Here is an 18,121-nt window from a genome sequence, read left to right as displayed (position 1 = left end):
AGACCTTTCGTGAACTAAAACAATTCCGGCAAAAGTGCAGAGCGGTTTTGCGTCCGGAATTGCGCAGACAACAAAGAAATAGAGCATCGTCATCCCGTTTCACCGGAATTGCTCCAATGCAGAAATGACGGCCGGCAGCGGAACTGCCGGACGCGGTGCTGGCGCATGACCTTCAATGTCTGAAAATTCACAGGCAAGGTCATGCATGGGCATCGTTATTTCCCGCTGATCCGGCCCGCCGCGCAGGCCGGATACAGTCATGCATCGTCTTGCAGCTTAGAGGCCGAGAGCCTTCTTGGCAGCAGGCAGGGCGTCAGCGCTGCCGTCCTTGGTCTTGACGTTGGCGAGCCAGGGCTCGATCGCCGCCGGATTGGCCTTCAGCCAGGCGGTTGCAGCCGCCTCGCCTTCAAGGCCGTCATTCAGGATCTTGCCCATGATCTCGTTTTCCATGGGCAGGGAAAATTGCAGGTTCTTGAGGAAAGCACCGACATTCGGGCATTCCTCGACGTAACCCTTGCGGACATTGGTATGGATCGTCGCGCCGCCGAGATTGGGGCCGAAGACGTCGTCACCGCCGGTCAGATAGGTCAGCTTGAAATTCGCATTCATGGGATGCGGTTCCCAGCCGAGGAAGACGATGGGCTCGCCGGATTTTTCAGCGCGGGCCACCTGGGAGAGCATCCCCTGTTCGGACGACTCGACCACCTCGAATGACTTCAGACCGAAACTGTCCTTGGACACCATGTCAAGGATCAGGCGATTGCCGTCATTGCCCGGCTCGATACCATAAATCTTGCCGCCGAGATCAGCGCTATGGGCGGCGATGTCCTTGAAATCCTTGATGCCGAGTTCGGCGCCCTTGGCATTGGTCGCAAGCGTGTATTTCGCACCCGTCAGGTTTTCACGCAGCGTTTCAACCGACTTGTCCGCACGGTAAGGCGCGATGTCGCCTTCCATGGTCGGCATCCAGTTGCCCAGGAAGACATCGATGTCCTTGTTCTTCAGCGAAGTGTAGGTCACGGGCACCGAGAGAAGCTTGACGTCGGTTTCATAACCAAGGCTTTTCAGGAGTACCGTGGCGGTCGCCGTCGTGGCCGTGATATCGGTCCAGCCCACATCGGAGAAACGCACCGTGCCGCAACTTGCCGGCTCCGCGGCACCGGCCGCACTGAACGTCATGACGGAGATTGCTGCGGCCAAAGCCAGACAGCGACTTCTATTTGCAAACATTCGCTTGCTCCCTGTTTTTTCGTTCCCTTGCCATTATCAATATCTGCCGGACACAATCAACTCGCGTGCATTTGCGTGCTTTGGCGCACCGTTTGCGACAAAACGCGCAAATTAGGCGGTTTCAGCCCCATGATGCGGGAAATGGCAGGTTGCGGAAATCTGTGTTTTTCCTGCCTCGGCACTTTTCAACCCGCTTCTTCGCCGTCAAAAGACGCTCAATACAGCATCGGCTTATAGACTGGCATCGATTCCGCGGAATGCGATGTGCCGATTGAAGAGGTTGGAGCAGCCCTGCAAGGCGCTCCGGGAGTGGATGATGGCAAAACTCTATTTCAATTATGCGGCGATGAACGCAGGCAAATCGACCATGCTGCTGCAGGCATCCTATAATTATCAGGAGCGCGGCATGCGCACCCTGATTTTCACGGCGGCCTTTGACGACCGGGCGGGCGTCGGCCGCGTCGCCTCACGCATCGGCCTGTCTTCCGACGCCCGCACCTTCGATGAAAACACCGATATTTTCTCCGAAGTATCGGCCCTGCACGCCGAAGCGCCGGTCGCCTGCGTTTTTATCGATGAAGCCAATTTTCTGTCCGAACACCACGTCTGGCAGCTTGCCGGCATTGCCGATCGGCTGAACATCCCCGTCATGGCCTATGGCCTGCGCACGGATTTTCAGGGCAAGCTCTTCCCGGCCTCCAGGGAACTGCTCGCCATTGCCGACGAGCTTCGCGAAATCCGCACCATCTGCCATTGCGGCCGCAAGGCGACGATGGTCGCCCGCTTTGACAATGAAGGCAATGTGGTCAGGGAAGGCGCGCAGATCGATGTCGGCGGCAACGAAAAATATGTCTCCTTCTGCCGCCGCCACTGGGTGGAAACGGTCAAGGGCGAATAGAGCATTTCCAGAAAAAGTGCCCCCGTTTTCCGCCCGGAAGTGCGACTAACAAAGAGTTAGAGTGTTTTCTCGATTCGAAGAAAAGCGAAAACACTCTGACCCTGCGTCCGGTTGCCGCATTTGATTTTTCGCAAGGATGACCCGCCCGCTCCCGCGCTAGAACCGCAAAGACACATTCGCGTGGATGTGCCTTCTCCCAGGAGCAAAAGATATGCACAACAAAACTGCCACCATAACCGGCCTCGCCATCGCAGCCGGCCTTTTTGCCTTTCCCGCCCTCTCGGCGGACATCGAGGTGAAGATGCTCAACAAAGGTAGCGACGGCCAGGCGATGGTGTTTGAACCTGCAAGCATCAAGGCGGCCGTCGGCGACACCATTACCTTCGTCCCCGTCGACAAGGGCCACGATGCTGCAGCCGTCAAGGAAATGATCCCCGAGGGGGCTGCTGACTTCAAGGGTAAAATGAACGAGGCCGTGAAGGTGACGGTGGACAAGGAAGGCGCCTACGTCATCAAATGCACGCCGCATCTCGGCATGGGCATGGTCGCGCTCGTCGTTGTCGGTGATGCCGCGCCGGCCAATCTGGATGTCCTCAAGAATGGCAAACTGCCGAAAAAGGCACGCGACCGGCTGAATGCCGAGATCGCCAGGCTCGGCCTCTAAGAGCATCCTCAACTGTCCGCGGCCGGTGATGTTCGGTTAAGCCTGCTGTGAATACCGGAACGGCCGGCGCGGACCACAGGTTGAGAAAAGTTTCGCAATCATGTTGTATCCCGGGTGAGCGGGACATATCTGCAAGGCAGTAAATGACCGCGGTTTGATGAAATGCCGGGAACGCGCGGCGCGGATGCAGCTTTTCCAGGCGGCATCCAGCCCCACGGGCAGAGGAGACTATGACGACATGATCGACCGGATCACCGCTTTGATTCAGGCAGCCTTCAGCGCCATCGGCAGGGCCGCCGGTCTCGTCGTCGCCTGGCTTTTATGGCCTTTCATGGCCGCCCATGGCTGGTATAGCGGCCGCAACTGGATCGTAAAGGGCCCGATCGCTCTGGTGCTCATTCTCCTTGCCGGCTTCTACGGATATTTCGTGTGGCAAACGCAGGTCTGGAGCAATTTCGACCCGGATTACATTTCCCGTTACAAGCTTGCCGAACGCACCGTGCCGCCGGGACAGGAATTGCCGGCCGCGAACCCCGCTGCACCCGCCGGTGCAACCGGCGCTGCCGCAAACACCTCAGCGCCGGTGTGCCAGCGCTCTGCCATCGTCGATGCCGCGGCCGATCTCACCGATTTCAACGTCAACCAGAACGCATGGATTTCCTCCATGCTGCTCTATCGCCTCGGCCTTTTCGGCATGGACTGGGACAGCACGCCGTTTCTCGACAACAAGGCGTCCTTCCAGCGCGGCGTGAACCAGGCCGTGCGCCGAACCTCTGTGGAACTGGTGGATACGCTCGGCCGCGTTCGTGGAACCTCCGGCATCAACAACAATCTCCAGGAAGCGCGTGGCAACATGCAGTTCAGCGAATATTCCTGGTATTTCGGCCTTGATCCCTTTGGCCCGAAGACGCCGACGCCCAGCTATTATCGCGCCGCCATCCGCAGCTTCCAGGCCTTCAATGGCGAACTGACCGCCTGCAAGGCCGTCTTCGATACCCGCGCCGACAACCTCATCCAGTTTATCGATCGCATTGCCGGCGATATCGGTTCGACATCCGCCATCCTGCGGGAGCGGTCGGAAAACTATAATGGCGGCTGGTTCGATACCCGCGCCGATGACCGTTTCTGGTTCGCCTATGGCCAGCTCTATGGCTATTACGGCGTGCTTTCCGCCGCCGGATCGGACTTCGCGCAGGTTATCCGCGAACGCAACCTGACCAATCTGTGGAACGACACGCTGCTCCAGACCCGTGCGGCGCTGCGCATCCAGCCGGCGATCATTTCCAACGGCGAGGAAAGCGGCTGGATCATGCCATCGCATCTCGCCACCATGGGTTTTTACGTTCTGCGGGTTCGCTCGAACCTCGTCGAACTCCGCTCGGTTCTCGACCGCTAACGGTGCCGGCCCTGCGGCCGGCTCAATCTATCAGGCGCTGGCGTATGGCCTTGGCCACCAGTTGCGTGCGGTTGACGCAGTCCAGCTTGCGCATGGCGTTGTTCAGATAGGCGTTGACGGTGTGTTCCGAGATGGACAGAAGCTCGGCGATTTCCACCGACGTCTTTCCCTGCGCCGTCCAGCGCACCACCTCAAGCTCCCGCTTCGTCAGCGGTGACGGGCCTTTGAAGCCGCTTCGGCAAAGGCGGTCATAGGCTTCGAGCGCATGCAGCGCGATCATGCCCAGCTCGTTCAGCGACGCCTGCGACAGGGCATCGCGGTCGCCGGCGAAATTCATCAGATGACGATATCCGTTCATGCCGTTGACCGGCACCATGAGACCGGAAGTGATGCCTATGCTGCTGAGCGAGGCCCCCGCCTCCGCCAGCGACTCACAGGCAAGCTCCGCATCATCGAGCGACCAATATTGCGGCATCATCGAAGAGGCGCCGCGCTTGATGACCGGGCAATCGCCAAGCGCACCGTTCTTGGTCATCGCATTCACGACCCAGACCGGCAGACTGCTTTCCACCACCGTCGGCAAGGCCTGGGCGTTGCCGAAGCCCGGCAATCTGAGAAGGGTCACATGGGAATAGCCGAAAGCCTGCATCACCGCCTGGAGCGCCACCAGCCATTGCTGCCTGTCGGCGGCAGCCGACAGATCCCGGCAAAGGCTGGCCTGGCGCTCCGTCTTCGGCATTCAGGCACCGCCACCAAGGGGGGCCGGGATACGCCGAAGCATGGGACATACGGCGCGGGCAGACACGGTTTCGACCTTCATATTCAGCGGACCACCTTCATCAAATGACCTGTTTCTCAGATTTGTCCTTCGGCTTGGCCATCAGTTTTTCCAGGAAGCCGAGCATGACCGCCGAAACGACAAAAGCCAGATGGATGATGGTGAACCACATCAGCTGGCTGTCCGTATACTGGCTGGCATTGAGGAAGATCTGCAGCAGGTGGATCGACGAAATCGCCACGATCGACGAGGCGACCTTGATTTTCAGACTGCCCGAGTCGAGCTTGCCCAGAAACGAAACTTCGTCATCCGCCTGATCGAAGCGGCTGACGAAATTCTCGTAGCCGGAGATCATCACCATCACGATGAGACTGGCGACCAGCGCCGCATCGATCAGCCCGAGCATGGCGAGGATCATGTCCGCTTCATCGTAGGTGAAGACGTTTTTCGCAACCTTCAGGAACTTGAGCATGAAGGAGAAGGCGTAAACCGCCAGCGCCGCGACGAGCCCGAGATAAAATACAACGAGCAGCCAGCGGCTGGAGAGAATGATCCGCTCGACGAGCAGTTCAAGAGACTTCATTTCCGTATCCGATTAATGATCTGTTTATTGTTAGGGCATTCTTTATGTCGCCATCTAAACTGGCTGCGAATATCCTAGCAAGCGGCAATGTCGGGACTTTGGCCGCATGGCGGCGTTTTCGCCCCTATCTGCCGCTTTGGATGCGGCATGGTGAAGCGTCACATTTTTGCAACGCACTGTTATGCTTTAAAACATGATGTAAAAAGTCATATATAATATGTTGACAGTTATCGTCATGTTTTTTAGTCCTCGCTTATCGGCTTGCCCGTAACAAATCAAAACAGTTTCAGCCGCGACAGCAGGCGCGGCGCGTTTTTGCGCGCCGTGGTTTATGCACGCGCCTATCCGGGGGTTTTTAATGTCCATCTCGCGCAAGCATTCCACGCTGCTTTTGTGCACCGCCATGTCTCTTCTACCGCTTGCTGGCCCAGCATTTGCCCAGGATGCCGCTTCGCAGGCGAACGGCGCCACCACGCTCGAAAAGATCGTGGTCAAGGGCAAGCGCGTTAAAAGCGCCAATGCCGCTGCCGACACCCCGCTGGCGAGCCAGACCACCGCCGAAGACATCCGCGAGAAGGACATCGGCAGCATCAAGGATCTCGGCAACTCGACCGAGCCGGGCGTCGATTACGTGGATTCCAAGCCCGGCCGGCCCGGCGGATTGTTCATTCGCGGCCTCGGCGGCGCACGTGTCGTAACGCTGATCGACAATATCCCCGTTCCTTTCTTCGAAAACTTCGCCCGCCAGGGTCAGGCCACCACCACCTTGAGCAATACGAATTCGAGCTTTGATTTTTCATCGCTTTCGACGGTCGACGTGGTGCGCGGCGCTGATTCCAGCCGCATCGGCTCCGGCGCTCTTGGCGGTGCGCTGGTGCTGCGCACGCTCGAGCCGGAAGACCTGATCGGCGAAGGCAGGGATTGGGGCGGCGTTGCCAAGACCACTTATGACAGCGAGGATAGAAGCGCCGGCGGATCGCTCGCCGTCGCCAAGAAGATCGAGAACACCTCGGTCCTGTTCCAGGGGTCCTACAAGCGCGGCAACGAGACGGACAACAAGGGCAGCGCCGACATTTACGGAACACGCCGTACCAAGCCCAACCCTGCCGACACCTATGAAAGCAACCTGATGTTCAAGATCCGCCAGGATCTGGAAGGCGGCCACCGCATCGGCCTGACGGCCGAGCGTTATTCGCTGAGAAACCGCAGCGACATGAAGACCCTGCAGGGCGTCAGCGTTTCAGGATCGACCTACCGGATCGGCGATTACAGGGGTTATGAGGACACGGAACGCGACCGCGTATCGCTCGACTACGAATATGAGGCGCCCTCGACCGACGGCTTCATCGATGCCGCCAATCTTTCGCTTTACTGGACACGCCTCTCCAAGGAATCCGGCGCGGGCGATCGCCTAACCAACAATTCGCTCTATATTCGCGAAGACAGCATGCGCAACAGCGCTTTCGGCATCGTCGGCGGTCTTGAATCCGGTTTCGAACTCGGTGGCGTGCAACATACGGTGCGCTTCGGCGGCAACGCCATGACCACCGATTTCAGCCAGGAGCTTTTCGCCAACACGGCCGGAGTGACCTCGTCCTCGCAGTCGGACATGCCTGACGTCAGCGGCAAGAGCCTCGGCCTTTATCTCGATGACGAAATCGCATTTGGCAACGGCTTCCGCCTCACCCCCGGCCTGCGCTTCGACTCCTACGATTACGATCCGGATGGCTCTGTATCCAGCAATAGTGGTTACAACACCTTCGGCCTGCCGAGCGGCAATAGCGGCTCGCGTTTCTCGCCGAAACTGCTTGCTACCTATGACGTCACACCGGAACTCCAGCTCTTCGCCCAATGGTCGATGGCCTATCGTGCGCCGACCATCAACGAATTGTACCTGAACTTCTCGAACATCAGCTCCGGTTATGCTGTGGTCGGCAACTCTGCCCTCAACCCCGAAACCAGCAATGGCTTTGAAATCGGCGCGAACTACGCATCTGGGGACCTGACGGGAAGCCTGACGCTGTTCCACAACAAATACAAGAACTTCATCGAGCAATACACGACCTCGACCACCCTCTTCCCCGGCTTCGGCGGCAGGGGCAACGGCTCGCTCTTCACCTATCGCAACCGCGCCAATGTCGAAATCTCCGGTGTGGAAGCCAAGGTCCGCAAGGAACTCGCAAACGGCTTCTTCGCCCATGCCTCGCTTGCTTATGCCTATGGCAAGGATACCGACACCAACGAATTCATCCGTACGGTCGCGCCGTTCAAATCCGTCCTTGGCGTGGGTTACGCCCAGGAGACATGGGGCACGGAATTTACCGGCATCTTCTCCTCGGGAATGCGCGACGACAAGGTGGCGACAACCTTTGACGCACCCGGTTACGGCATCTTCAACCTGACCGGATGGTGGGAGCCCGAACAGACCAAGGGTCTGCGCATTCAGGCCGGCATCTACAACCTGTTCGACAGGCAATATTGGAATGCGGTCGGCGTTCGCGACGTCAATCCCAACACCGTCAGCAGCGTCAATCAGCCAGTCGACTTCTACACGGAAGCAGGCCGCACCTTCAAAATCTCCCTGACCCAGAAGTTCTAAGACGGGTCAGAAACATCATCTCCAGTCGGGGCGGCCTTCGGGTCGCCCTTTTTTTATCAGCGGCAATAGAGATAGCCGCCCTTCCGTTCCAGCACGTCGAGATGCAGGTGGTCCTGATGGGTGGCGTCACTGCCGGGGGAAAGAACGGTGCGGAAAAACAGGCAGGCGGCTGCCGTGATGGCTCGCTGGAAAGCGCCTTCGGGCGTTCCATCCTCACTGCGCGGCTTCATCACCAGCGGCTCGCCCTTGTCGAAGGCAATGGTGGAAATATCCACGGCATTGCCCTTTGCGTGTTCGGAAATCTTGCCGTTTTCAGCACTGTTGCGGTTGCGGCAGATATAGGTCGAGGCATTGGCGATCGCCGTCACCTTCTTCTCCGGCAGGGCAAGGGCTGCCGCCGGCAGCATCATCTCCCTGGTCCAGCGCGATAGTGCAAGGGCGGTTTCACAACGCATGGTGCCTGACGGCTCAAGCTTGATGCCCGGCAGGACCACGGAAAGCTCGATCGGCGCTTCAATGCCGCAGCCCTGCTCCTCATCCCGGATCGGTTCAAGCTGCTTGAACTCCGCACCGATCTCCTTCAAGGCACCAAGGCAGGCCTGCAACGCGGCCGGATCTTCCGGCTTCACCGGTTCGGCCTGTTTCTCCTCCGGTTTTGCCGCCTCGTCAGCCGGCTTCTGGCGCTCGCCCTCTTTGTCTTTGTCTTTGTCTTCGTTGCGCTCCCCCTCATTCTTCGCACCGTCGGAGCCCTTCCCGGCTGGAAACTCCTTGCCATCGGGTTGCTGCTCTTTCGGCATCTCCGGTTTTGGGGCGGGCTTTGGCGCTTCAGCCGGCTTTTGCGTATCCTCTTCCATCGGTTTTTCCGCCCCGGCGGGAGCTTTCCCCTCAACCGGTTTCGGTTGCGGCACCGGCACCTGCGGCGGCGGTTCGGAAGCGGAAATCAATGTGAGGCTGATCACCAGAAAACACAGACGATGAAGCATTTTGCGGGGCACTCCTGACCGTTTCGGCAGGGCAGGAACGCGACGGCGCCCGGTAAGGTTCATTCCGCCGTCGGAATCCCCTTGCCAAGGCCAATTGTGCACGCTAACAATTTTCCCATGAACATCGTGTCTATGAACATTGCTAACTGGTGGTGGAGCAGCTTTACGCGGCCTTGACCAGTCATGTCTTCAGACAAAGTCCAAGCCGCCCGAATTTTCAGGCGGCTTTTTTGTTATTCTGCCGCCTGTCATCGGGCCTGAAAAACGGGAAGTGCGAAAGAAATGGTAACGATCATTCAGGATGACGGAGCGGAAACCTACGAGACGAAAGGCGGCATCAAGGTCAGCCGAAAGCGCCGGCCCGCCGATTACGCCAGCGCCATCGATAATTATATCGAAAAGCTCGATTCCCATCGCGGCGCGGTTTTTTCGTCCAACTACGAATATCCGGGCCGTTACACCCGCTGGGATACAGCCATCGTCGATCCGCCGCTCGGCATTTCCTGTTTCGGCCGCAAGATGTGGATCGAGGCCTATAATGGCCGCGGCGAAGTGCTGCTTTCCTTCATCACCGAAAAGCTGAAGGGCACGCCCGATCTTACCCTCGGCGCTTCCTCCGCCCGCCGCCTTGACCTCACCGTCAACGAACCGGACCGCGTTTTCACCGAGGAAGAGCGTTCGAAAATCCCGACTGTCTTCACGGCGCTGCGCGCCATCGTCGACCTCTTCTATTCGAATGCGGATTCGGCCATCGGCCTGTTCGGCGCCTTCGGTTACGATCTTGCCTTCCAGTTCGATGCGATCAAGCTGTCGCTGGCGCGCCCGGAAGACCAGCGCGACATGGTCCTGTTCCTGCCCGACGAAATCCTCGTCGTAGACCACTATTCCGCCAAGGCCTGGATCGACCGTTACGATTTCGAAAAGGCTGGCGTGACCACGGACGGCAAATCCTCGGAGATCACACCCGACCCGTTCAAAACCACCGATACCATCCCGCCCAAGGGCGATCACCGTCCCGGCGAATATTCCGAACTGGTGGTGAAAGCCAAGGAAAGCTTCCGCCGCGGCGATCTGTTCGAAGTCGTTCCCGGCCAGAAATTCATGGAGCGTTGTGAAAGCAATCCGTCGGCGATCTCCCGCCGTCTGAAGGCGATCAATCCTTCGCCCTATTCCTTCTTCATCAATCTCGGCCATCAGGAATATCTGGTTGGCGCCTCACCGGAAATGTTCGTGCGCGTCTCGGGCCGCCGCATCGAGACCTGCCCGATTTCCGGCACCATCAAGCGCGGCGACGATCCGATTGCCGATAGCGAGCAGATCCTGAAACTGCTGAATTCGAAGAAGGACGAATCCGAACTCACCATGTGTTCGGATGTGGACCGTAACGACAAAAGCCGCGTCTGCGAGCCGGGTTCGGTAAAGGTCATCGGCCGCCGCCAGATCGAGATGTATTCGCGCCTCATCCACACGGTGGACCACATTGAAGGCCGCCTGCGCGATGACATGGACGCCTTTGACGGTTTCCTCAGCCACGCCTGGGCCGTCACCGTCACCGGTGCGCCGAAGCTGTGGGCCATGCGCTTCATCGAAGGCCATGAAAAGAGCCCGCGCGCCTGGTATGGCGGCGCGATCGGCATGGTCGGTTTCAACGGTGACATGAATACGGGGCTGACGCTGCGCACCATCCGCATCAAGGACGGCATTGCCGAGGTGCGTGCGGGTGCGACGCTGCTAAACGATTCCAATCCGCAGGAAGAAGAAGCCGAAACCGAGCTGAAAGCCTCCGCCATGATATCAGCCATTCGCGATGCCAAAGGCACCAACGCCGCCGCCACCAAGCGTGACGCCGCCAAGGTGGGTAACGGCGTCAAGATCCTGCTGGTCGATCACGAGGACAGCTTCGTTCATACGTTGGCGAATTATTTCCGCCAGACCGGCGCAACGGTGTCGACAGTCAGAACGCCGGTTGCGGCAGAGGTCTTCGATCGCTTCCAGCCCGATCTCGTCGTGCTCTCTCCCGGACCGGGCAGCCCGACGGATTTCGACTGCAAGGCGACGATCAAGGCGGCCCGCGCCCGCGAACTGCCGATCTTCGGCGTCTGCCTCGGCCTTCAGGCACTGGCGGAAGCCTATGGCGGCGAGCTCCGCCAGCTTGCGGTGCCGATGCACGGCAAGCCCTCACGCATCCGCGTGCTGGAACCGGGCCTCGTCTTCTCCGGTCTCGGCAAGGAAGTGACCGTTGGCCGTTACCACTCGATCTTCGCCGACCCCTCCACCCTTCCGCGTGATTTCATCATCACGGCGGAAAGCGAGGATGGCACGATCATGGGCATCGAACACGCCAAGGAGCCGGTCGCTGCCGTTCAGTTCCACCCGGAATCGATCATGACGCTCGGCCAGGATGCCGGCATGCGGATGATCGAAAATGTCGTGGTGCATCTGACCCGCAAGGCGAAGACGAAGGCGGCCTGAACATTCTGCATCGGCGGCGTTGCTTCAGCGTCGCCGATCCTCCCCTGATAAAGGCAGCCTGCGGACTTCGTGTTTTTTCGGTCGCCTAACCCCTCGGCAGCGAGGCGGAAATGCACAGCGCGAATTTCTTCAGAAGCTGCGTGTCGAAATGGCCTTCCCGGCGCAGCATCCAGGTCAGGGCATCATTCGCCGTCCATGGCTTCTTGTAGGGCCTGACCGAGGTGACGGCGTCATAGACGTCGCAGATTGCCGCGATCCGCGCGTAAAGGCTGATTTCGTTTCCGACGCGCCCGCTTGGATAACCGCCGCCATCTATCCGTTCGTGATGATTGAAGCAGACGTCGAGAACCATGGCCGGCATCTGTTCATTGCGTGACAATATATCCCGGCCGAAAGCCGGGTGAAGATTGATGATTTCCCGCTCGCTGGCGCTCAGCCCTTCTGCCTTGTTGAGGATCGACGAGGGAATTTCCACCTTGCCGATATCGTGCAGCAGCCCGCTGATGCCGAGCAGATCGACAGTTCCCCTGTCCAGCCCGAGATAATTTCCAAAATGGATCATCAAACCGCTGACGGAGACCGAGTGCACGAATGTCGTCTCGTCCTTCGATTTCAAACGGGTGACGCCGATGAAGATCGCCGGGCTCGACTGCACCGCATCGGAAATCTTGCCCGCCGCGGACGCCATGCCCTTCAGCGATACGCAGCCGCCTGCTTCGGCGACCGCAAAGGTCTCGGCTATAGCGTCGGCGGCCGAGCGCACGGCATGGGTCACGGCGGCGATCGTTTCCGGGCAATTTTCCGGTTTCGGCGGAATGGTCGCGCCCGAGCGCGGCCGACCGTCAACGTCGCTTCCCTTGGCAGTGTTGATGATGATGGTTTCGGCGCCGCTCAGTTTTAATTGACGCATCAATTCCTCATGCCGCAAAAGGAAACGGTGCCGCCGTAAAAAATCATTGTTCGAAAGCGCTCCTTCGACCGCTTCGATAAACATGCCAACAGTCAATTGCTGGGTGGAAATTCGTTTGAGCATCAGACGCTTTTATTTTCCTTCCCGGGGATGGTAACCTCAACCGCTATCTTGGAAACGCCAGCACAGGACCGGCCCGCCCTTAAAGATGAAGTTACACTTTCCCAAAATTATTCAAATGCTGAACTTTAAATATAAGATAACACAAATATGAAAATTTTTTACTCTCGTTATATTTAAAACACAAAGAATCAACATGAATAAGTCAAGGAACAACCCAAGAATGTAAATACTGTAAATTCTCGCATACGACGTAAACCAGGAGCCGAAGAAAACCCGCATGAATTCGAAAATTGAAACACGCATCGATCAGGGTACAGGCCGCGAACCGGCAGATATTGTTCTCAAAGGCGGGCGATTCTTCGATCTCGTGACCGGGGAACTAGTTGCCTCCGATATCGCCATCTGTGGCGATACCATCGTCGGAACCTGCGAAAGCTACAGTGGCCGCCGGGAAATCGATATTTCCGGTAAAATCGTGGTTCCAGGCTTCATCGATACTCACCTTCATATCGAATCGTCGCTGGTCACCCCACATGAATTCGACCGCTGCGTTTTGCCCTATGGCGTCACCACGGCCATCTGCGACCCGCATGAAATCGCCAATGTACTGGGCGCGGAAGGGCTTCAATTCTTCCTCGACAGTGCCATGGAAACCATCATGGATATCCGGGTGCAGCTCTCCTCCTGCGTGCCAGCGACCCATCTGGAAACCTCCGGCGCCGATCTGCCGATCGAAAAGCTGCTGCCGTTTCGCGATCATCCAAAGGTTATCGGGCTTGCCGAATTCATGAATTTCCCGGGCGTCATCCACAAGGACCCGGTATGTATAGCGAAGCTGGAAGCCTTTCAGGGCCAGCATATCGACGGGCATGCACCGCTTCTGTCGGGAACGGCGCTGAACGGCTACCTCTCGGCCGGCATCCGTACCGAACATGAATGCACGAGTGCCGCCGAAGCGCTGGAGAAGATCCGCAAGGGCATGCATATTCTGGTGCGCGAAGGCTCGGTCTCGAAAGACCTGCATGCTCTGATGCCAATCATCACCGAGCGCCTTTCGCCCTATCTGGCGCTCTGCACGGATGACCGCAACCCGCTCGATATCGCCGAACAGGGCCATCTCGATTACATGATCCGCACGGCCATCGCCAGCGGCGTGGAGCCGCTCGCCATCTACCGTGCCGCCTCGATTTCCGCCGCCAAAGCCTTCGGCCTGCGCGATCGTGGTCTCATTGCGCCCGGCTGGCGTGCCGATCTCGTGGTGGTCGACAGCCTGCAGAATTGCAAGGCCGGCATGGTGCTTTCCGGCGGCCGGATCGTCGATGATGCGCTCTTTGCAACCCGCAAACCGGTCGCTCCCGTCGGTCTGGACAGCGTCAAGGCAAGACCCGTGCTCGCCTCGCATTTCGGCGTGCCGGTCACGGAGGGCGAAAGCCCGGTCATGGGCGTGCTTCCCGGCAAGATCATTACCGAGCACCGCCGCTACAGGCTGCCGACGGATGGCAACCAGACCACCGTCGATCTCACGAACGACATCATCAAGGTCGCCGTCATCGAACGCCACGGCAAGAACGGCAACCACGCCAACGGCTTCGTTCAGGGCTTCGGCCTGAAGAAAGGTGCCATAGCCTCCACCGTCGGCCATGACAGCCACAATATCTGCGTCGTTGGCGTGAGCGAAGACGACATGGCGCTGGCCGCCAACCGGCTCGGCGAAATCAAGGGCGGTTTCGTCGTGGTGGAAGATGGCAGGGTGACGGGCGAGATCGCTTTGCCCGTCGCCGGGCTGATGAGCCTCGAACCCTATGAGACCGTTCGCGATACGCTGCACACGCTTAGAAAAGCAGCTTATGCGCTCGGCACGACGCTGGAAGAACCCTTCCTGCAGGTCGCCTTCCTGCCCCTGCCTGTCATCCCGCATCTCAAGATTTCCGACATGGGCATGGTGGATGTGGATCGGTTTGCGCTGATCTGATTGGCGGAAAATGCCTCGGCGGAAGACGGTAAAAGCGCATAAGACGCACCGACCTCCTCATTTCTGTGCTTGTGACAGGAATCTAGTCGACGCGCGTCTGCGCGGCGAGAGAGTCTTTTCAGCCCAATGACTTGGGCTGGCTAGATTCCTGTGACAAGCACAGGAATGAGGGAAACAGGATGCGTAATCAGCAGAGATCGCTGCATCTTCTGCTGTGCCCAATCCCTCAATCCGGAGGCAGAAGCTTGCGAAAATAAACCACCCGCTGCGTTTCCTCAAATCCCAGCGCCGCATGCATGCGGTGTGAATCGACATTGGAAATATCGGCATCGGAAGCAAGTTCGTTCACACCCTTGCTGGTCGCCCAACGGGTTACCTCGGCAATCAATGCAGCCGCAACGCCCTGTTTGCGAAACGCCTCCTCCACATAAACACCTTCGAGAAACGCCACGGGGGATGTATCGCATCCGTTGACATAGTCCTGCCGCAGGCTGGCTTCAGCGAAACCGATGGCGATGCCCGCCGGATCATAGGCAATAAATCCAACCTCATTGTAGGAGACGTCCTGCAATTCCGACCGGTGTTCGGCGGGTGAAGCATCCGGCCACAAGCGGTGCCGCAGAAGCGACCACTCATCGAGCGATGATTCGCCAGCCGTCTCGATGGCAAATTGCCCGCTCATCCAACGACCCCGCAAAACACATCCAGCCCCTCGAGCTTCACGACCCCCGCATCGAATAGCGGTGCGAAACCCGGCATCGGCAGTATATCAGTGACCCGCATGGCCTTCGGTATCGGGAATTCCACCGGTTCGCGGGTGAGGTTGAAAACGAAGAGCAGTTTTTCATCGCCCTTGTGGCGCGTGAAGGCCAGCACATCGCGATTGGTCTTGATGAAATCAATATCACCGTCGCGCAGCGCGCCATGGGTTTTCCGGAAGGACAAAACCGCACGATAGTGGTTCAGAACCGAGTCCGGCTTGCGCTCCTGCGCATCCACCGCCTGCATGACGTGGGCATAGGGCACCGGCAACCACGGCTTTTCTGCGCTGGAAAAACCGGCATTCGGCTTGCCGGTCTCCCACACCATCGGCGTGCGGCACCCGTCCCGCCCCTTGAAGGCGGGCCAGAAACGAATGCCGTAGGGATCGCGCAGATCCTCGAAGGCAAGTTCCGCCTCGGTCAGTCCCAGTTCTTCTCCCTGATAAAGGCATATCGAGCCGCGCAGGCTGGCGAGAACGCAGATGGCAAGTTTCGCTACCCGCGTCTGCTCCTGCGCGCCTTCGGAAAACCGGCTGAGGTGGCGCACCACATCGTGATTGGAAAAGGCCCAGCACACCCAGCCATCCTTGACTATTTTGCCGAAAGTTTCGACCGAGCCACGAAGGTGTTTTGCGCTGAAATCAGGCCCCAACAGATCGAACGTATAGCACATGTTGAGCTTGTCATTGCCGGACGTATAGGCCGCAACCGTCTTCAGCGACCGCGCGCCGTCGCCCACCTCGCCCACCGTGGCGCGGCCCTCATAGTCGTCGAGAAGCGCGCGAAAACGCTTCAGGAAAGCCACGTTTTCCGGCCGTGTCTTGTCGTAGAGATGGTCCTGCATGCCATAGGGATTGACGTCGGAGGCATCGAGACCAAAGCTCTCCTCGTCGAGAAGCGGCGGGTTGTCGCGCAGAAGCCTGTCGTGGAAATAATGGTTGACGGTATCGAGCCGGAAACCGTCCACGCCGCGATCGAGCCAGAACCGCACGGTTTCCAGAAGAGCGTCCTGCACATCCGGATTATGGAAATTGAGATCCGGTTGCGAGGCGAGAAAGCTGTGCATGTAATATTGCTTGCGCACGCCGTCCCATTCCCATGCCGGGCCGCCGAAGACGGAAAGCCAGTTGGTGGGTGCGGTGCCATCCGGCTTGGGATTGGCCCAGACATACCAGTCGGCCTTGCTGTTGGTGCGGCTTGCACGGCTGTCCACGAACCAGGGATGTTTGTCAGACGTATGGGAGATGACCTGATCGATGATGACCTTCAGCCCCAGCCGATGCGCCTCGGCCATCAGCGCATCGAAATCGGCAAGCGTGCCGAACATCGGATCGACATTGCAATAATCGGAAACGTCATAGCCCATATCGGCCATGGGCGAGGTAAAGAACGGCGAAAGCCAGATGCCGTCCACGCCGAGCGAGGCGATATAGGACAGCCGTTTCGTCACCCCGGCAAGATCGCCATATCCGTCGCCGGTCGTATCCTGAAACGAGCGCGGATAGACCTGATAGATCACCGCCCCCTTCCACCAGTCCGATTGCGCTTGAGGTTTATGGGCCGGGGCATGGGGTAGCGTCATCGGCAATCTCCTGTTGTCTGGCAGGAGAATATAAAGCCATCGCGGCGGCGTAAACCGGAACTTCGCACATGCACAAACGGCCAGAACCGCCCTTGTCAGCGGCGCGCACTCGTCGTAAGCCGCATGGCTGGAAAAAACGGGAGGATGACGGCGTGGGCGGACGGTTTCTGTCGATTGGCGAATGTATGGTGGAACTGTCGCAGGCCGGCAACGGGCTGCTGCGCAAGGGTTTTGCCGGTGATACCTTCAATACCGCCTGGTATGCGCGCGCCTGCCTGCCCGAAGATTGGTCCGTTGATTATTTCACCGCGCTCGGCGACGATCCTCTCTCTGAAGACATGCTCACCTTCATCGCGGATGCCGGCATAGGCACGGAAAAAATCCGCCGCATCAAGGGCGGCACGCCCGGTCTCTACCTGATCAACCTCAAGGACGGCGAACGCACCTTCAGCTATTGGCGCAACGCCGCCGCCGCAAGGCAGCTGGCGGCCGATGCGGATCACCTGCGCAGGACGGTGGAAAGCGCCGATGTCATCTATTTCTCCGGCATCACCCTCGCCATTCTCGCCTCGCCGCACGATGTCGATACCTTCCTTGCGGAACTGCGCCGGGCGAAAGCGGTGGGCAAGCCCGTGATCTTCGACCCGAATATCCGCCCGCGTCTGTGGACGGACAAGGACACGATGCTGCAGACGATCACCAACGGCGCGCGAGCCGCAACGCTTGTCATGCCGAGCTTCGATGACGAAGCCAGCCATTTCGGCGATACCACCGTGGAAGCCACCATCGACCGTTACCGAGCGCTCGGCGTCGCCAATGTCGTCGTCAAGGACGGCGCCAAGGGCGCGACGCTCGATTTCGGCGGCAGCCGCAGCCATGCGCCGGCGGTGGAGGCCGTGGAGGTAGTGGACACGACGAGTGCGGGCGACAGCTTCAACGGTGCCTTTCTCGCCCGTTACGTGACAGGCAGTTCGCCGCAGGAAGCCGCCGTTTTTGCCGCAAGGGCGGCCGCAACCGTCATCGGCCATCACGGCGCGCTCATCAGCCCCGAACTCCTTCCACTGGTGGGATAGCCCCCTCCGCCCCTCATTCCTTTGCCTGTCACAGGGATGAGGAAAGAAGGAGCGCCGTTGACAACCGCAAACTTCTGCGCGCAAACCACGCTTCCCC

At 58.9% G+C, this 18,121-nt stretch carries 14 protein-coding genes; 7 read left to right on the top strand and 7 right to left on the bottom strand.

All coding sequences use genetic code 11. The features are described 5' to 3' along the window. Positions 1 to 276 precede the first annotated feature (276 nt). The gene (locus AC1ROR_RS01565; RefSeq protein ID WP_374701174.1) at positions 277 to 1,179 is read right to left on the bottom strand and encodes a choline ABC transporter substrate-binding protein; all 903 of its coding nucleotides are present in this window, start codon (positions 1,177 to 1,179) and stop codon (positions 277 to 279) included. 367 nt (positions 1,180 to 1,546) lie between these two features. Here AC1ROR_RS01565 and AC1ROR_RS01560 point away from each other — a divergent pair, with 367 nt between their 5' ends. The 3 genes from AC1ROR_RS01560 (at position 1,547) to AC1ROR_RS01550 (ending at position 4,188) form a co-directional block, all read left to right on the top strand. Then, entirely contained in the window at positions 1,547 to 2,128 is a 582-nt protein-coding gene (locus AC1ROR_RS01560; protein ID WP_498588430.1) for a thymidine kinase, read from the top strand. A gap of 211 nt (positions 2,129 to 2,339) precedes the next feature. After that, positions 2,340 to 2,792 carry a pseudoazurin gene (locus AC1ROR_RS01555; protein WP_498588429.1) on the top strand — a complete coding sequence of 151 codons (453 nt, stop codon included), beginning with the start codon at positions 2,340 to 2,342 and terminating at the stop codon, positions 2,790 to 2,792. 238 nt (positions 2,793 to 3,030) lie between these two features. Further along, positions 3,031 to 4,188 carry a DUF2333 family protein gene (locus AC1ROR_RS01550; protein ID WP_035220700.1) on the top strand — a complete coding sequence of 386 codons (1,158 nt, stop codon included), beginning with the start codon at positions 3,031 to 3,033 and terminating at the stop codon, positions 4,186 to 4,188. 22 nt (positions 4,189 to 4,210) lie between these two features. Here the strand turns inward: AC1ROR_RS01550 and AC1ROR_RS01545 are convergent, their stop codons facing one another. Together AC1ROR_RS01545 and AC1ROR_RS01540 are read right to left on the bottom strand one after the other, a co-directional pair. Continuing rightward, positions 4,211 to 4,927: a helix-turn-helix transcriptional regulator gene (locus AC1ROR_RS01545; protein ID WP_080835523.1), complete on the bottom strand. Its 717-nt coding sequence runs from the start codon at positions 4,925 to 4,927 to the stop codon at positions 4,211 to 4,213. A gap of 100 nt (positions 4,928 to 5,027) precedes the next feature. Then, the gene (locus AC1ROR_RS01540) at positions 5,028 to 5,549 is read right to left on the bottom strand and encodes a TIGR00645 family protein (protein ID WP_035220133.1); all 522 of its coding nucleotides are present in this window, start codon (positions 5,547 to 5,549) and stop codon (positions 5,028 to 5,030) included. 358 nt (positions 5,550 to 5,907) lie between these two features. Between AC1ROR_RS01540 and AC1ROR_RS01535 the strand changes: the two genes are divergently transcribed. Beyond that, the gene (locus AC1ROR_RS01535) at positions 5,908 to 8,148 is read left to right on the top strand and encodes a TonB-dependent hemoglobin/transferrin/lactoferrin family receptor (protein ID WP_498588428.1); all 2,241 of its coding nucleotides are present in this window, start codon (positions 5,908 to 5,910) and stop codon (positions 8,146 to 8,148) included. A gap of 56 nt (positions 8,149 to 8,204) precedes the next feature. Here AC1ROR_RS01535 and AC1ROR_RS01530 read toward each other — a convergent pair whose 3' ends face one another. Beyond that, positions 8,205 to 9,131 (bottom strand): extensin-like domain-containing protein, encoded by a 927-nt coding sequence (locus tag AC1ROR_RS01530; protein ID WP_498588427.1) that lies wholly within the window; start codon positions 9,129 to 9,131, stop codon positions 8,205 to 8,207. A gap of 282 nt (positions 9,132 to 9,413) precedes the next feature. On the opposite strand from AC1ROR_RS01530, the gene AC1ROR_RS01525 reads away from it, so the two are divergent. After that, positions 9,414 to 11,603, top strand: a complete 2,190-nt coding sequence (locus AC1ROR_RS01525; RefSeq protein WP_498588426.1) for an anthranilate synthase — start codon at positions 9,414 to 9,416, stop codon at positions 11,601 to 11,603. Between the two features lie 85 nt (positions 11,604 to 11,688). On the opposite strand, the gene AC1ROR_RS01520 is transcribed toward AC1ROR_RS01525, so the two are convergent. Then, positions 11,689 to 12,636 (bottom strand): HD-GYP domain-containing protein, encoded by a 948-nt coding sequence (locus tag AC1ROR_RS01520; protein WP_080835541.1) that lies wholly within the window; start codon positions 12,634 to 12,636, stop codon positions 11,689 to 11,691. A 277-nt stretch (positions 12,637 to 12,913) separates the two neighbouring features. Between AC1ROR_RS01520 and ade the strand changes: the two genes are divergently transcribed. After that, entirely contained in the window at positions 12,914 to 14,608 is a 1,695-nt protein-coding gene (ade, locus tag AC1ROR_RS01515) for an adenine deaminase (protein WP_498588425.1), read from the top strand. A 226-nt stretch (positions 14,609 to 14,834) separates the two neighbouring features. On the opposite strand, the gene aac(6') is transcribed toward ade, so the two are convergent. Both aac(6') and bglA read right to left on the bottom strand, forming a co-directional pair. After that, positions 14,835 to 15,290: an aminoglycoside 6'-N-acetyltransferase gene (aac(6'), locus tag AC1ROR_RS01510; RefSeq protein WP_498588424.1), complete on the bottom strand. Its 456-nt coding sequence runs from the start codon at positions 15,288 to 15,290 to the stop codon at positions 14,835 to 14,837. Next, positions 15,287 to 16,951, bottom strand: coding sequence for a beta-galactosidase BglA (bglA, locus tag AC1ROR_RS01505; RefSeq protein WP_498588423.1), 1,665 nt, complete (start codon positions 16,949 to 16,951; stop codon positions 15,287 to 15,289). The genes aac(6') and bglA overlap by 4 nt, the downstream gene beginning before the upstream one ends. A 152-nt stretch (positions 16,952 to 17,103) precedes the next feature. Here bglA and AC1ROR_RS01500 point away from each other — a divergent pair, with 152 nt between their 5' ends. Next, positions 17,104 to 18,024, top strand: a complete 921-nt coding sequence (locus AC1ROR_RS01500; protein ID WP_498588422.1) for a sugar kinase — start codon at positions 17,104 to 17,106, stop codon at positions 18,022 to 18,024. Positions 18,025 to 18,121: the final 97 nt, after the last annotated feature.

The organism is Agrobacterium sp. GW821-FHT14E08, assembly GCF_058803865.1.
Note: the sequence above shows the minus strand (reverse complement) of the source record. Positions and strands in the feature narration are given on the sequence as shown.